Annotated in this window: 17 protein-coding genes and 1 pseudogene; 14 read left to right on the top strand and 4 right to left on the bottom strand. The window is 71.2% G+C overall.

The window, feature by feature from the left end:
* Window positions 1–221: 221 nt before the first annotated feature.
* Window positions 222–743: a pyridoxamine 5'-phosphate oxidase family protein gene (locus AABA78_RS31330; RefSeq protein ID WP_338268807.1), complete on the bottom strand. Its 522-nt coding sequence runs from the start codon at window positions 741–743 to the stop codon at window positions 222–224.
* Between the two features lie 168 nt (window positions 744–911).
* Between AABA78_RS31330 and AABA78_RS31325 the strand changes: the two genes are divergently transcribed.
* On the top strand, window positions 912–1,406 hold the full coding sequence (locus tag AABA78_RS31325) for a P-loop NTPase family protein (protein WP_338268805.1): 495 nt from the start codon (window positions 912–914) through the stop codon (window positions 1,404–1,406).
* Here the strand turns inward: AABA78_RS31325 and AABA78_RS31320 are convergent, their stop codons facing one another.
* Window positions 1,407–2,342: an aldo/keto reductase gene (locus AABA78_RS31320; protein ID WP_338268803.1), complete on the bottom strand. Its 936-nt coding sequence runs from the start codon at window positions 2,340–2,342 to the stop codon at window positions 1,407–1,409.
* A gap of 147 nt (window positions 2,343–2,489) precedes the next feature.
* Here AABA78_RS31320 and AABA78_RS31315 point away from each other — a divergent pair, with 147 nt between their 5' ends.
* The 9 genes and pseudogenes from AABA78_RS31315 to AABA78_RS31275 form a co-directional block, all read left to right on the top strand.
* Window positions 2,490–3,866: a hypothetical protein gene (locus AABA78_RS31315; RefSeq protein ID WP_338268801.1), complete on the top strand. Its 1,377-nt coding sequence runs from the start codon at window positions 2,490–2,492 to the stop codon at window positions 3,864–3,866.
* Window positions 3,867–3,899: 33 nt separating this feature from the next.
* Window positions 3,900–4,742 carry a GIN domain-containing protein gene (locus AABA78_RS31310; RefSeq protein WP_338268799.1) on the top strand — a complete coding sequence of 281 codons (843 nt, stop codon included), beginning with the start codon at window positions 3,900–3,902 and terminating at the stop codon, window positions 4,740–4,742.
* A gap of 52 nt (window positions 4,743–4,794) precedes the next feature.
* On the top strand, window positions 4,795–5,802 hold the full coding sequence (locus tag AABA78_RS31305; RefSeq protein WP_338268797.1) for a zinc-dependent alcohol dehydrogenase family protein: 1,008 nt from the start codon (window positions 4,795–4,797) through the stop codon (window positions 5,800–5,802).
* Between the two features lie 103 nt (window positions 5,803–5,905).
* Complete coding sequence (locus tag AABA78_RS31300) at window positions 5,906–6,541, top strand: DUF1360 domain-containing protein (protein ID WP_338268795.1); 636 nt, start codon at window positions 5,906–5,908, stop codon at window positions 6,539–6,541.
* A gap of 100 nt (window positions 6,542–6,641) precedes the next feature.
* Entirely contained in the window at window positions 6,642–8,048 is a 1,407-nt protein-coding gene (locus tag AABA78_RS31295; RefSeq protein WP_338268793.1) for a S41 family peptidase, read from the top strand.
* 157 nt (window positions 8,049–8,205) lie between these two features.
* Entirely contained in the window at window positions 8,206–8,541 is a 336-nt protein-coding gene (locus tag AABA78_RS31290) for an HPF/RaiA family ribosome-associated protein (protein ID WP_171419147.1), read from the top strand.
* A gap of 122 nt (window positions 8,542–8,663) precedes the next feature.
* A complete protein-coding gene (locus tag AABA78_RS31285; protein WP_338268789.1) occupies window positions 8,664–9,263 on the top strand; it encodes a thioredoxin domain-containing protein in 600 nt (199 codons plus the stop codon).
* 155 nt (window positions 9,264–9,418) lie between these two features.
* Window positions 9,419–10,504, top strand: coding sequence for an aldo/keto reductase (locus AABA78_RS31280; protein ID WP_338268787.1), 1,086 nt, complete (start codon window positions 9,419–9,421; stop codon window positions 10,502–10,504).
* An 82-nt stretch (window positions 10,505–10,586) separates the two neighbouring features.
* Window positions 10,587–10,778: pseudogene (locus AABA78_RS31275) on the top strand (type II toxin-antitoxin system Phd/YefM family antitoxin); the annotation flags it as partial.
* A gap of 82 nt (window positions 10,779–10,860) precedes the next feature.
* Here AABA78_RS31275 and AABA78_RS31270 read toward each other — a convergent pair.
* Entirely contained in the window at window positions 10,861–11,010 is a 150-nt protein-coding gene (locus tag AABA78_RS31270; RefSeq protein ID WP_338268785.1) for a type II toxin-antitoxin system RelE family toxin, read from the bottom strand.
* 267 nt (window positions 11,011–11,277) lie between these two features.
* Here AABA78_RS31270 and AABA78_RS31265 point away from each other — a divergent pair, with 267 nt between their 5' ends.
* From AABA78_RS31265 to AABA78_RS31250, 4 genes are read left to right on the top strand one after another with little or no spacing between them, the layout of a single operon-like run.
* A complete protein-coding gene (locus AABA78_RS31265; protein ID WP_338268783.1) occupies window positions 11,278–12,846 on the top strand; it encodes an AgmX/PglI C-terminal domain-containing protein in 1,569 nt (522 codons plus the stop codon).
* A 55-nt stretch (window positions 12,847–12,901) separates the two neighbouring features.
* Window positions 12,902–13,252 carry an ArsR/SmtB family transcription factor gene (locus tag AABA78_RS31260; protein WP_338268781.1) on the top strand — a complete coding sequence of 117 codons (351 nt, stop codon included), beginning with the start codon at window positions 12,902–12,904 and terminating at the stop codon, window positions 13,250–13,252.
* Window positions 13,249–13,743, top strand: a complete 495-nt coding sequence (locus tag AABA78_RS31255) for an SRPBCC family protein (RefSeq protein ID WP_338268778.1) — start codon at window positions 13,249–13,251, stop codon at window positions 13,741–13,743. Before AABA78_RS31260 ends, AABA78_RS31255 begins: the two co-directional genes overlap by 4 nt.
* An 8-nt stretch (window positions 13,744–13,751) precedes the next feature.
* On the top strand, window positions 13,752–14,072 hold the full coding sequence (locus AABA78_RS31250) for a hypothetical protein (RefSeq protein WP_171419163.1): 321 nt from the start codon (window positions 13,752–13,754) through the stop codon (window positions 14,070–14,072).
* Here the strand turns inward: AABA78_RS31250 and pdxA are convergent.
* A complete protein-coding gene (gene pdxA, locus AABA78_RS31245) occupies window positions 13,993–15,024 on the bottom strand; it encodes a 4-hydroxythreonine-4-phosphate dehydrogenase PdxA (RefSeq protein WP_338269273.1) in 1,032 nt (343 codons plus the stop codon). The two genes, AABA78_RS31250 and pdxA, sit on opposite strands and share 80 nt — an antisense overlap.
* Window position 15,025: the final 1 nt, after the last annotated feature.

The following is a 15,025-nucleotide window of genomic DNA, read 5'->3' as shown; positions in this document are numbered from 1 at the left end:
GGGCCGGGTTACAAGCCAGGACGAACGGCGCTGTCAGAGAAACAGCAACCGCCAGACAAAAGTCTCACCCACCACGGCGGGCTCCCTCGGGGGCGCTCGCCGGGTGGGTCAAGGTGCGTCAGGTCTGAGGCCGTCCTGCTTTCACACACCCCCTGACACACGTGTCAGGTTTTGAGAGCGTGGGAGCCGCCGGGTTTCCGGCGGCCCTGTCCGGGTCCCCGTCAGTTGTGGCGGGGGGCGCCGCGGTCCAGCTTCTGGTTGTCGCCCGGGTGGTACTTCTCGCCGGTGAGGACGGCTTTCACGAACCCGACCAGCTGGACCATCTTGCTGTTGGGCGTGTCCCAGTACTCGGCCTTCTCGACGGAGACGCGCAGCAGGGCGAGGTTCGGATCATCCAGCCCCTGGGGGAACCAGGCCTTGAGGGACGGGTTCCACAGCTCCTTCGCCTTGGCCTTGTCGTGGATCAGCGCGCAGCGGCCGCTGACGGACACGTACCTATCTCTGGTGGGGTCGGAGTAGGCGAGGCTGACGTGGTGGTCCTTCTGCACCTCGTCCACCTTGTGGGTGTGGTCGTTGGTGAAGAACCACAGCTCGCCGTCGAAGTCCTTGTCGTAGGTCCACATCGGCCGGCTGCGCAGGCTGCCGTCGGTGTCCACCGTCGTCATCATCGCGACCTTGATGCCGTGGATGAGCTTGCCCAGGTGCTCCACCACGTCCTGCGGCGTCTTCGTCGTCGTCGTCATGTGCTCGCCTCCCCTTGGGGGTTGAAGGTAGGCAGCGACCGTTCGGGGAACACCGTCCGTGCGGGCGGGTCGGCACCAGGGCAGCCGGGCGTGTGATAGGGGGCGTGCCGGGCCGGCTCGCTTGTTTCTCCCTTGGGAACGAGGCGTGACGCCCGGGGAGCGACACGGATGCTGAAGACCGCGTGGAACGAGTGGAGCCTGAAGGCGCTGCAGCTGGAGACGGCGCTGCTGGCGCTGGAGGAGATCGAGCTGCCGGACGCGATGCACGCGCTCCAGGACGCGGCCCAGCAGAAGCTGCTGGAGCTGGCGCGGGCGTGGCACCAGACGCAGCCGGCGAAGGAGCCGCGCCAGTGGAAGCGCGAGGAGACCGCCGGCGGTACTCCGCGCGACGAGGAGCTGGCGGACCTGGTGAAGGGCTTCCGCGAGGACGGCAAGACATGGACGCTCTTCCGGCTCACCAGCGACAAGAAGGAAGTGGTGGAGACGGTGGTGTCGGAAGGGCGCGCGTGCATGGCCGCGGGCGGTGAGTACTACCTGGGCCAGTGGGACGCGGAGGAGGGCGTGCTGGAGGTGGGGCGCGACGACGAGGCCGGCGAGCCCGGCACCGGGCTGGTGCTGGAGCCGGGCGGGGAGCTGCGCTACACGCCGTCGCCCGACCTCTAGTCACGACTCGAGGAGCTTCACCATCCGCGCGCGCAGCTTGTCGTCCGGCAGCCGTCCGAAGCCCGCCTTCACGTTGTCCTCCAGGTGGGCGGGGTCGGACGTGGCGGGGATGGGGCAGTTCACGGCGGGGTGGCCCAGGATGAACTTGAGGAAGAACTGGGCCCAGCTGGTGCAGTCGAACTCCGCGGCCCAGTCCGGCAGGGGCTTGCCCTTCATCTTGCGGAAGAGGTTGCCCTTGTCGAAGGGCTCCATGACGAGCACGGCCACGCCGTGCTCCTTCGCCGCGGGCAGCAGGCGCGCCTCGGCGTCGCGCATCGCGAGCGAGTAGGGCAGCTGCACGAAGTCCAGCTTGCTGCCCTGGATGTGCTTCTCCAGGTCGTCGAAGGCGCCGCGCTGGTAGTGGGTGACGCCCACGTAGCGGATCTTCTTCGCGGCCTTCAGCTCGCGCAGCACGGGCAGGTGCACGTCCACGTCCAGCAGGTTGTGCACCTGCATCAGGTCCATGCGGCCGTGCCCCATCTTCTGGAGGGAGGCCTGGATCTGCGCCGCGCCCTCCGCCTTGCCGCGCGTCCAGACCTTGGTGGCGAGGAACGGCGTCTTCTCCTGGCCGGACTGCTTCAGCAGGTCGCCCACGACGGCCTCGGAGCGGCCGTACATGGGCGAGGAGTCGATGAGCCGCGCGCCCGAGGCGAAGAACTTCTGGAGGACCTGGGCCAGGGGCGCGCGTTCGTTCCCGGCGCCGCCGACGTCGAAGGTCTGCCAGGTGCCCATGCCGATGACGGGCAGGGCTTCACCGGAGCTGGGGATGGGGCGGGTGAGCATGCGGGGACCTGGGGTGGGCGTCTGGGCGAGGGCGGAGAGGGACGGCGCGAGCGCGGCGCCGATGCCCGCCACCAGGACCTCGCGGCGGGAGGGAGGAGCATGGGGAGGGCGCATGGGGGAAGCGTAGCGGCGGGGAGGGCAGGACACCGGGGTTCGTGGGGGGCGAAGACGGGCAGGTGACAGTTCTGGAGGGGACCGGTGTTCCCTTCGCCGCGAGGGGCGACGACGCCCGTTCGAATCCTTTCGAGGAAGGTCCAGGCGATGAAGCGCAAGGTCGCGGTGTGTGTCGGGGTGATGGTCTCGGTGGCGGCGGGAGCGGCCGGAGCCGAGGAGCGGACGGAAGGGACGGGCGCCCCGGTCGTCGCGGTGCCGGTCGCGGCGCTGTCCCCCGCGCCCCTGGTGGAGGCCGCGACGGGTGGCGAACCGGTGAAGCCCGCCGCCGTGGCCCAGCAGCGCTCGGACACGGAGGAGATCCACGTCCCGGCGGTGCTGATGGCCATGCCGCACGTGAGCACCGCGGGCACGGCCACGGAGCGGCTGGTGACCACGTTCGCGCTCGGTGCGCTCGGCACGCATGCGAAGCGGGTGGACGGCATGGCGATGTCGCTGGGCGCGAACTGGATGGGCGAGCTGTCCGGCGCGCAGCTCGCGCTCGGGGCCAACGTGGTGCGCGGCCCCGCGTCTGGCGCGCAGTTCGCCGTGGGCGGCAACGTCGTCACGGGCGACCTGGAGGGCATCCAGGCCGCGGTGGGCCTCAACGTGGCGAAGGGCACGGCGGCGGCGGGCCAGTTCTCCGTGGGCGGCAACGTGGCGGGAGGCGCGCTGTCCGGCGGCCAGTTCTCCGTGGGCGCGAACATCGCGGGCTCGGGCGGCGTGGGCGGCCAGTTCTCCGTGGGCGCGAACATCGCGACGGCGCCGTTCAAGGGCGTCCAGGCCGCGGTGGGCGCGAACATCGCTCCGTCGCTGTCGGGCCTCCAGGCGTCCTCGGGGCTCAACTACGCGGGCCGGATGGAGGGCGCGCAGCTGTCGCTGCTCAACATCGGCGGTGACGTGTCCGGCGCGCAGGTGGGGCTCATCAACATCGCGGGCAAGGCGGACGGCCTCCAGCTGGGGTTGATCAACGTGGCGCGCGAGTCCCAGGGCGAGGCCGTGGGCCTGCTCAGCTTCATTGGCAACGGGCAGGCCAACGTGCAGCTGTGGGCCAGCGACGTCGCGTACACCAACATCGCGGTGAAGTTCGGCGGCCGGCACTTCCACACGCTGCTGACGCTGGGCTTCAACCCGGGCACGGACACGCACCGCCGCCGCTACGTGGGGGGCGCAGGCTTCGGCGCGCACATCCCCGCGGGGCCATTGTTCTTCGACCTGGACGTCATTGGCAGCAGCGTCCACGCCGACAACCTCTTCCGCGATGGCGACGGTCTGAATGTGCTGGGACAGTTGCGGCTGGTGGCGGGCTGGCAGGTGGCGAAGCGGTTCGCGCTCATCGGCGGCGTCACCGGCAACACGCTCGTGACCTGGGACCATGGCGACCGCTGGGAAGAGCTGGGCATCGGGCCGGAGTGGCGCAGCGTCTCCGACGGGGGCCGCACCACCGTGCGCGTGTGGCCGGGCGTCCTGCTGGGCGTGCAGCTCTAACGCGGCATTCGATTCGAAGTCAGGGAGGGAACCATGCGGAACCGTTTGGGGATGGCCGTGCTCGGCGCGGGCCTGATGTCCGGCTGCTACTTCACCGAGGAGCTTCAGGGCGACGGCCACACCGTCACGGAGGCGCGCGCGGTGACGGAGTTCCTCACCGTGGAGAACCGGGGCTCGCTGGAGGTGGTGGTGCGCGAGGGCGACGCGCCGGACGTGAAGGTCACGCTGGATGGGAACCTCCAGCACCGCGTGCGCACCTTCGTGTCCCCGGGCGACACGCTCGTCATCGAGACGGACGGCTCGTTCGAGCCCCACGGCCCGGCGCGGGTGGAGATCCTGGTGCCGCGCATGGTGGGCGCGACGCAGGACGGCTCCGGCTCCCTGCGCGTGGAGGGCTTCGAGCACGTGAAGGAGGACGTGAAGCTGGTGGCGAAGGGCTCCGGCTCGCTGAGCTTCTGCGGCGGCGTGCACACCCTGGAGGCCAAGCTCAGCGGCTCCGGGAGCATGGAGCTGTGCTCGGCCGGCGAGGGCCTGGCGGAGTGGGTGGACCTGGTGCAGACCGGCTCCGGGGACCTGAAGTGGGCGGGGTCCGCGAAGCAGGTGCGCGCCCGCGTGGATGGCTCCGGGTTCATGACGCTCACGGGAGTCACCAACCGGCTCGATACCTGGCTGGACGGCAGCGGTGGCGTCGGGGCCCCCGGCCTCCGGGCCGTGGACGTGAACCTCACGTCGAGGGGCTCGGGGACCATGGCCGCGTACGTGGATGGGGGCGGCGCGGCCATCACGCTCGACTCGTCAGGGAACGTGGACCTGTACGGCCACGCGCTGTCCACCCAGGTGCGCGTCAGCGGCAGCGGCCGGGTCAACTGGCACTGACTAGCTTGTCTTCGACACCCGTGGACGGCACGGGTGGGGAGGCAGGCGGGCCATGGCAGCAACCATGCGAGCGATGGTGCTCGACGCACCTGGAGAGCGCCTGCGGCTGGAGCGCCGGCCCATCCCGGAGCCGGGGCCGGAGCAGGTGCTGTTGAAGGTGCACGCCTGCGCGGTGTGCCGCACGGACCTGCACGTGGTGGACGGAGAGCTGACGCGCCCGAAGCTGCCGCTGGTGCCTGGCCACGAAATCGTGGCCACGGTGGTGGCGGCGGGCGCGCGGGTGGAGGGCTTCGCTCCCGGGCTGCGCGTGGGCGTGCCTTGGCTGGGATGGAGCTGCGGGCAGTGCCGCTTCTGCCGCTCCGGCCGGGAGAACCTCTGCGACATGGCGCGCTTCACCGGCTACGACCTGGATGGCGGCTTCGCGGAGTACACCGTCGCGGACGCGCGCTTCTGCTTCCCGCTGCCACCGTCGTACCGCGACGCGGAGGCCGCGCCGCTGATGTGCGCGGGGCTCATCGGCTACCGGAGCCTGCGCATGGCGGGGGAGGGTGGCCGGCTGGGGCTGTATGGCTTTGGCGCCGCCGCGCACATCCTCGTCCAGGTGGCCCGGCACCAGGGGCGCCGCGTGTATGCCTTCACGCGCGAGGGCGACGCGAAGGGCCAGGCGTTCGCGCGCGAGCTGGGCGCGGTGTGGGCGGGGGGCTCGGACACGGTGCCCCCGGAGCCGCTGGACGCGGCCATCCTCTTCGCTCCCGTGGGCGCGCTGGTGCCCGCCGCGCTGAGGGCCGTGGACAAGGGCGGGGTGGTGGTGTGCGGGGGCATCCACATGAGTGACATCCCGTCCTTCCCCTATGCCTTGCTGTGGGAGGAGCGCGTGGTGCGCTCGGTGGCGAACCTCACGCGCCAGGACGCGATGGACTTCCTGGCGCTCGCGCCGCGCGTGCCCGTGCGCACGGAGGTCCAGGTGTTTCCCCTGTCCCTGGCGAACGAGGCGCTCCAGGCCCTGCGCGAAGGGCGCGTGCGCGGGGCCGCGGTCCTGGACCTGACGGCGGCCGAGTAGGGCCGCGGGGCCGCACTGGAGCGAGTGCCCGCGCGCCTGTCCGCCCGGATGCTTGGAGGCGGGGGGAATGCACAGCTTTCGCGGCACGGAGGCTGTGCACCCCATGAAAGCGCTTCAGGAGACAGGGCCGTTCGAAGGCTATGACTCGGAGAAGACCCATCCGCTGGGCTCGTACGCCATCTTGCTGGGGACCTTCAGCACGACGGTGCTGGGCTTCCTGGGCTGGATGGGGGCATCGGGGCGGAGCCTCCCCGAGCGGTTCAGCGGCCCCGACCTCGCGTTGCTTGGCGCCGCCACGCACGTCGTCACACGGGTGGTGGCGGCGGACAGGGTCACGGCGGTGGTGCGCGCCCCGTTCACGCAATTCAAGGGCAACGCCAGCGCGGGCGAGGTGAGCGAGAAGGCCCGGGGCACGGGGTTCCGCCGGGTGATTGGCGAGCTGCTGGACTGCCCCTTCTGCCTGAGCCCCTGGGTGGCCGCGTCCTTCCTCATGTCCGCCACGCTGCGGCCGCGTGAGACGCGGTTCGTGGCCTCCATCTTCGCCCTGAGCGGTGCGTCCTTCTACCTGCACCGGGCCTATGAATGGCTGGGTGAGAGCCTGCACCGCACCCGTTCGCAGGCGCAGTTGCTGGCGAAGCGTCAGCAGCGCGAGGCCGACGCGGACGACCAGGTCCAGCTGCCCGGGCGGGGGCCGCAGGTGGTGGAGCCCGGCCGCGCGCCCATCCCGTCTCCGAGCTGAAGGCGCTGAACGTCTTCCTCGCGCGAGGCCGCTTCACCGCGAGTCGCTGTGCCTCGTGTCAGGGCAATGGCGCGAAGGGCCGCGTCGTAGGTTGGGATGCATGCATCTCTTCCTGCTCATGGGGGGCCTGCTGACGGCGGCCCCCTCCCCCTACCTGGACTCGCGGACCACGGGCGCGGCGTATTGCTACGACCCGGAGAGCCACGTGCTGAACCAGGCCTTCCGCGGCCCGAAGCCCACGCCCGACACGCGCCTGGACAGCGCCGCGCTGGCGGAGGACGTGCGCTTCCTGCACCAGCTCCTGCGCACCACGTACTCCGGCTGGCCGGAGCTGCTGGCGCACCGGAGCTTTGATCCGGATCGCTTCTTCCAGGACTGGAGCGCGAAGGTGGCCGCGTCCGGGCCCACCGTGTCGTTCCAGGACGGCGTGCTCGCGCCGACCATCGCCATCCGCGAGGCGCTGACGGACAACCACTTCGGGCCGTCCGGCCTCCTGAGCCTGCTGCGCGAGGAGCCACGGCTCGCCTTCCGCGAGTACCAGGCCGACGCGCCTCCGGGGCTCGCGCCCGCGTCGTGCGACGCGAGCACCGTGACGGGCGCGCAGGCGGACACGCTGCGGGTGGCGCCGGTGCTGAAGGCGGATGGCACCCGGGGACAGCGGCTCACCGTGTCCGCGCGAGGCGGCGGTGACACGCGGACGCTCCGGTGCGGCGACACGTCGCTGCCGCTCACGGTCCGGCCTCCACGTCCGGTCCGCCAGTTCGCGCCGAAGGACATCTACACGTACGAGCCGAAGGGCGACGTGGGCATCATCACGATCCGCCGCTTCTCCGGCCCGCCGGAAGCGGAGGCCGGGCTGCGCCAGTTCGTCGCGGACGCGCCGAAGCACCGCAAGCACAAGCTGCTGGTGTTCGACCTGCGCGGCAACAGCGGCGGCAACGACGGCTACGTGTACGAATGGCTGGACGCGATGGTGCGCGGGCCGTGGTTCGCCTCCGGCGAGGTGTGGATGCACGGCGCCTTCTATCCGTGCTTCGAATGGAACACGCGCGTGCAGCGGCAGGCGATGGATGGACGGCTGGACACGCCGGAGGCGAAGGCGGAGCGCGAAGCCCTGCGCGCGAAGTGGCCCGTGAAGCCGGAGCCCTCGCGCCCCGTGTTCGACAGCGGCCGCGCGGAAGGCCACGCGAAGACGCCCTTCACCGGGCGCATCGTGGTGCTGGTGGACCGCGACTCCGCGTCGTCGGGAGAGAGCGGAGCCTACGCCCTGCACCAGGCGACCGGCGCGCCGATGGTGGGCGAGCGGACAGGAGGCTTCCTCACCTACGGCAACGCCCCCAGCTTCGTCCTGCCGCGCACGGGTTTCGCGTGGGTGGTGCCCACCAAGCGCAATTATTTCGCCGAGCCCGTGGAGGGCGTGGGACACGCGGTGCAGGTGTACCTGGACGCGGAGGCGCTGGGGCAGCCGGTGACGGAGCTGCTGCCCCGCCTGCGCAAGCTGCCGTGATTCAACGTGCCCCATGCCCCGGGGCGCGTGTCCCATCGTGCCCCGCCACGGAGGGGCCGTTATAGGAGTTTCAGTGGGCTCCGGCGGTTGGCAGGGCCCATGCAATGCCTTGAATCCACACCGGCTCCAGAGCACGGAGCCCTACCCGAGGCGGACGATGAAGCGCGCACTGCGAATCACCTACCGGGGCATGGAGACGAGCGACACCCTCAACGAGCACATCCGCGACCAGGCGGAGAAGCTGGAGCAGTTCTTCGACGGCATCACCGGCTGCAACGTGGTGGTGGAGGAGCCGCACCGGCACCACGCGCAGGGACATCAGTTCCACGTCCGCGTGGAGCTGCACGTGCCGGGCAAGGACATCATCGCGGACCGGGAGCCCGCGGAGCCCACGACCCACGCGGATGCCTACCAGGCCGTCACCGACGCCTTCGAGGCCGCGCGGCGCCAGCTGCAACACCACGCGGAACGCCAGCACGCGCACCACCGCTGAGCTTCCGCGAGCGGGCCGCTGCCACGCGCAGGACACTGACCCGGCCCCGGGGGGCGGAAGGGCTCCGGGGCCGGAGCCGCTAGCGTCGCGGGTGGACGGACACCTCCCAGGAGTCGTGCGGAATGAAGGCACCTTCCACCCGCGGGTGGCTCATGCTCGCGGGTGCGCTGTGGCTGGGCGGCATCGGCACGGGGGTCGTGGCGCTGGCCCGGTATTCGGTGACGCCCGGGGCCACGCCGGTGACGGTGGCGACGTGGCCGGAGGGAACGCGGCTGTCGCGTCAGGCGGGGAGGCCGGTGCTGGTGATGCTCGCGCATCCGAAGTGCACCTGCACGCGGGCGAGCCTGGCGGAGCTGGCGGAGGTGATGGCGCACGCGGGCGGACGCGCGGAGGCCTATGTCCTGTTCCTGCGCCCGGAGGGACTGGAGGACGGCTGGGAGCAGGGCGACCTGTGGCGCACGGCCGCGAGCATCCCGGGCGTCACGGTGCTGAGTGACGCGGACGGCCTGGAGGCGAAGCGCTTCGGCGCGACGACCTCCGGACACGTGGTGCTCTACGGCGCGGACGGGCGCCTGCGCTTCAGCGGCGGCATCACCGTGGCGCGCGGGCACGTGGGCGACAGCCCGGGGCGTGAAGCGCTGGAGCGGGTGCTGCGCGAAGACGGCGAGGGCGGCGGCACGCCGGTGTATGGCTGCGCGCTGGAAGCACCCCGGGAGGGCTGAGGCGCGCGGATGTCCGCCCGAGGTCGGATGAGCGCGGGAGCGTGTCTGGAGTTGGACGTCCTGGGGAAGGGCGGTTGGCGCGGGAGAGGCGTCTGGGATTGGCTCCGCGCGCTCTGGCTGGCCGTGCCACCTTCATCGCGGGGGAATCCAAGTCCATGTCGCTCGACCATTACGTCACCCTGGGCCGCTCAGGCCTGCGCGTCAGCCCCTTCTGTCTGGGGACCATGACGTTCGGCGAGGACCTGGGCTGGGGCAGCAGCGTGGACACGTCCAACGCCATCCTGGACCGCTACATCGAGCGGGGTGGCAACTTCATCGACACGGCGAACGTGTACACGTTCGGGCACTCGGAGAAGATCATCGGGGACCACCTGGGGAAGGACCCTGCGAAACGCAACCGGGTGGTGATTGCCACGAAGTTCTTCGGCAACCTCTTCGAGAAGGATCCGAACGGCGGCGGCGCGGGCCGCAAGTCGGTGGTGGCGGCGTGCGAGGAGTCGCTGCGCCGGCTGCAGACGGACTCCATCGACCTGTACTGGATGCACGCCTGGGACGCGAACACGCCCATCGAGGAGACGATGCGGGCGCTGGACGACCTGGTGCGCTCCGGCAAGGTCCGCTACGTGGGCTTCTCCGACACGCCCGCGTGGAAGGTGGCGCAGGCGCAGGTGACGGCGTACTTCCGGGGCTGGGCGCCGCTGGTGGCGTTGCAGATCGAGTACTCGTTGCTGGAGCGCACGGTGGAGGGCGAGCTCATCCCGATGGCGCGGGAGCTGGGGCTGGGCGTGACGCCGTGGTCGCCGCTGCGCAGCGGGGTGTTGAGCGGCAAGTACACGCGGGAGAACGCGGGCAGGCAGAAGGCGGACCGGGGCGCGTGGGCGGAGTCGTCGCTCAACGAGAAGACGTACCGGCTCATCGACGTGCTCCAGCGCGTGGCGAAGGAGCAGAACAGCACGGTGGCGCGAGTGTCACTGGCCTGGGTGCAGGGCCGGCCGGGCGTGGCGTCCACCATCCTGGGCGCGCGCACGTTGGAGCAACTGGACAACAACCTGGGCGCGCTGGACGTGAAGCTCACGCCAGAGCAGGTGAAGGCGCTGGATGACGAATCCCAGCCCACGCTCAACTTCCCGGCGGCCTTCCTCCAGGGAGCGCCGTCCTTCATGCACGCGGGCCTGCGCGTGAACGGAGTCCAGGCGCCGCCCAGCAACCTGATGCCCAAGGCGGGCGCGAAGCGGTACTGAGGCCTGGACGCCGGGCCGGGGAGCGCCGTGTCGGTGCGTTCCGTATGATATGTACGGAACGTACGTTTCTTGAGGAACGGCCATGATGGAAGTCAGCATCACCGAAGCGCGTGACGACCTGGCGGAGCTGCTCAACCGCGCGGCCTACGGCAAGGAGCGGCTCGTCCTGACCCGGCACGGCAAGAAGCTGGTCGCGGTGATTCCCTTCGAGGATCTCCAGGCGCTGGAGGCGCTGGAGAACCGGAGGGACATCCAGAAGGCGGATGCCGCGCGGCGCGAGGCCGAGGGGCAGCCGCGCGTCTCATGGAAGCAGGTGAAGGCGGAGCTGGGGCTGACGAAGAAGGCGAAGAAACCGGCTAGCGGTAGAGCTCCCGCCGGTGGCCCAGCTCGACGATCAACACCACGAGCCGGCCGTCCTCGACCTGGTAGATGACGCGGTAGTCGCCAATGCGGATCCGCAGGTAGTCGCTCCCCTTCGTATAGGTGGCGGTGGGCTTCGTGCTCATGCGGGGCCGGTGGGCCCCGAGGGTCTACCTCCCCCTCCTGACATGGCGGGGTGGCAGTGGAAACCCGAACCCTGTCGGCACACCGGCGTACAGTGTGGAGTGCGGGGCCGTACGTTTCGGGCCTCGTTCGCGGGCAAATGACCGCTGGAGCGTTCACGGCTGGACGCTCGCGGTGGCGCGGACGGGGGGCGTTCCTAACATCGGCCCCCTGGCAGTCAGTCAGGTGGTCGGGCGGTCTGGCGCGGTATGGGCGGCGGGGAGGGTGGCGTGAGCGAGCTACTGACGGGTGATGTGTCGTCGCGGGCGCAGCTGGGCGGTTCGGACTTCTCCCGCGACCCCGAGACCTTCGATGCCGAGCTGGATGCGTGCCTGGATCGCGCGCTCACCGCTCCTTCCGAAGACGACGACACCGTGCCGGAGTCCTTCGCGACCGGTCCGCTGCGCACGCTGCTCGACCTGGCCTCCACGGAAGAGTCCTGGATGCAGTCGCTGCCGCCTCCGTCCAACGACAACGCGGAGCCCGAACTCACGCTGTCCGCCGAAGCCGCGAGCTTCGTCATCCCGGAGTGGCTGCGCGCGGAGGAGACCAGCGCTTCACAGGAGCCCTCCTGCGGCGCCGTGACGGCGTGGGACTCCGCGGCGCCGGCGCCCGCCTGGGCCACGCCCGGCTCTCCCGCCGCGGCCTACGCGCCGCAGCCGTGGATGCCGTACGCCCCGGAGGCGCCCGAGCCTCCGCCGCCCGCCATCGCCGATGCGTCCACGCGCATCCTCGGCATGAGCCCCATGTCCTTCGTCAGCGCGGTGGCCATGGGCGCGCTCGCCGCGGGCCTCCTCGTCGTCGCGGGCCTGCGCCTGACGTCGAAGGATGATCCGCACGCCGCGCAGCCTGCTCCGCAAGCGCAGACCGTGCTCGGCACCGTAGCGGGTGCCCCGCAGCGCACCGTGGGCGCCACGGCCGCGCAGGTCCCTCCGGGCACGCAGGGCGTCGCGGCGGCTCAGCAGGGCACCTCGGCCGCGCAGGCCGGTGTTCAGGGCATGCAGGCCTACTTCGGCGTGCCCGGCACGCAGGCGGCTCCGGACTTCCAGCAGTCCCTCGCGGGCGGCGTGAACACGCCCTCGCTGACGGACGCGCAGCGCGCCGCGCAGGCGCTCACCCCGAACACGCCGGTCCTCGCGGGCCCCGCGAGCGCGGGCCTGACCACCGGCCTGCACACGTTGTCCCCGGACCCCACGCCGTCCACGCAGCCCGCTCCGCTGACGAAGAAGAAGGCCCCCGTGGCCCAGCGCGCGGCCACGCTCGAAGCGCCCGAGGACACCGGCGAGGTCCGCGAGATGTCCTTCGGCGGGGAGATCTCCGAGGAGGAGCTGGCCCAGGCCCGTCAGGCCGCCGCCGAAGCCGAAGCCGAGGAGGCCGCGCAGCCCGAGTCTGAAATCGACGAGGACTTCGCCCGCGAGCTCGGCTTCACCGACGAAGCGGAGGCCTCCGCCCCGAAGCAGGCCCAGGAGAAGACCGTCTACATCCCGCCCGCCCCGACGACCTCCGAGCGCGAGCAGCTCACGCCCGCGGACGTCACCAACGTGGTCGTCACGAACCAGCCCGCCATCGCCACCTGCGTCCAGAACTTCAAGGCCGGCACCGCGCTGGAGAACGGCGGCCGCTTCCAGGTGCGCTGGTCCGTGGACACCTCCGGCACCGTGTCCGGCGTGGCCATGGAGACCGAAGCACTGAAGGGCTCCCCGCTCGCGGGCTGCATCGAGGACCAGGTGCGCGGCTGGAAGTTCCCCGTGCACCGCGTCGCGATGAACGCCCCCGTGCGCTTCCCCTTCGTCTTCTAGCCAGCCGAAGGGCGCTGGACAATCAAAACATTCACGGATATGTATATTCACGTCCATGAATGTTGACGTCTTCCAGACCCTGGCCGACCCCACGCGCCGCCGCATCGTCGAGGCGCTGAAGGGCGGCGAGCTGTCGGTGAACGACCTGGTGGCGCGGGTCGACATCCAGCAGTCGGGTGTCTCCCGTCACCTGGGGATCCTCCAGGAGGCGGGCTTCGTCCAGGTCCGCCCCGAGGGCACGAAGCGGCTGTACTCGCTGCGTCCGGAGCCCTTCCAGGAACTCGATGCCTGGGTCACCGGGTATCGCGGCCTCTGGGAGGCCCGGCTCGACCGGTTCGGTCAGGCGCTCGAGCGAAGACGGAAGGCACGCATGGCCACCCCCAAGTCCGAGGAAGAACCCCCATGACGACCCAGACCGAAACCCCGAAGCGGAGCACCTTCACGTTCGAGCGGACCTATCCCGCGACGCTCGCCGAGGTGTGGGAGCTGTGGACGACGAAGGACGGCTTCGAGTCCTGGTGGGGCCCGGAGGGCTTCTCCGTGAAGGTGCACGAACTGGACGCGCGTCCGGGCGGCCTCCTGCGCTACGACATGATCGCCACCGCGCCGGAGCAGGTCGCCTTCATGAAGCGGGCGGGCATGCCCACCTCCACCCCGAGCAGCCTGACGTTCACGGAGGTGACGCCCCAGCGCCGCATCGCGTACCGGCACGCGGTGGACTTCATCCCCGGCGTCGCGCCGTACAACGTCTCCACCGGGGTGGACCTCCAGGAGCAGGGCGACAGCGTGCGGATGACCGTGACCGCCGACGCCCTGCACAGCGGGGAGTGGACGCAGCGAGCGTCCGCGGGTTGGGAGAGCCAGCTTCGCAAGCTCGACCAGCGGTTCCAGCGTTAGATTGAGGCATGGCCGCGCGGGAGGACCCAGACCCCATCGAGTTGCACCTGTGTCACCGCTGCCTGATGCGGCTGCCGGTGGACGCGGGCGGGGTGGACCTTCCGCGCCGGGTGCGCGAGGCCCTCAAGGCCCACGGCCTGGCGGACAAGACGCTGCTCATCCCCGCGTCCTGCCTGGGTCACTGCCCCACGGGGAAGGTCACCGTGCTCGTCGTCCCCGACGCCACGGCGCGGGGCACGCACGCGAAGCTCATCGACCCGAAGGAGGACGGCGAGGACCTGGCGCGGCACCTGGACGCGCGGCTCGCCCCGAAAGCCGGGCCGCCTTGAGCAGCGCCTCCATCATGGGCACGCAGCTGGCGGTCCCCGTGCCGGCGATGGCATAGGCGGTGCCGTGGTCCGGCGACGTGCGCGGCACCGGCAGGCCCAGCGTCACGTTCACCGTGCGCTCGAAGTCCAGCGCCTTGGCCGGGATGAGTCCCTGGTCGTGGTACATGGCCAGCACCACGTCGTACTTCGCGCCCACCTCGTCGGGCCGGGCGAACAGTCCGTCCGCGGGGATGGGCCCGTGCGCATCCACCCGCTTCGCCCGGGCGGCGCGGATGGCGGGGCCAATCACCTCCACCTCCTCGCGTCCCAGCATCCCGCCCTCGCCCGCATGCGGGTTGAGCCCCAGCACGGCGATGCGCGGCCTGCGCCCCACCACCGGCTGCAGCGCGCGCGACAGCAGCTGGAGCTGCGCCACCAGCTTCTCCACCGTGAGCAGCTTCGGCAGCGCGGAGATGGGGACGTGGTTCGTCGCCAGCGCGATTCTCACGCGCGGCCCGTCCATCATCATCATCACGTCCACGCCGAACGCGTCCGCCAGCACCTCCGTGTGGCCCATGAACGGGATGCCCGCGCGCGAAATCTCCTCCTTGGAGACGGGCGCGGTGCACAGCGCGTCCACCGTCCCCGCGCGCATCGCGTCGATGGCGGCCCGCACGTACGCGTACTGCGCCTTGCCGCCCTCGCGCGTGGGCTTGCCCGGCACGCGGTGCTTCTGGGCAAGGCGCGTCACCTCCACCACCGCCGGCCCCGGGGTGCGGCCCAGGTCCTCCAGGGCCACGCGCGGGAAGCGGCGGAAGAGGGGGAAGCCGTCCAGCGTGGGCCCGTCTCCGAAGAGGACGGGCACCAGCGCGCGGCGCACCGCGGGCTTCGCCAGCGCCAGGGCCGTCACCTCCGGCCCGATGCCCGACACGTCCCCCAGCGAGATGCCCACGCGCGGCAGCGCGGCAGCCATG

This window comes from Corallococcus caeni (assembly GCF_036245865.1).
GTDB classification, from domain to species: domain Bacteria; phylum Myxococcota; class Myxococcia; order Myxococcales; family Myxococcaceae; genus Corallococcus; species Corallococcus caeni.
This window is presented reverse-complemented; position numbering and strand designations above follow the sequence as displayed.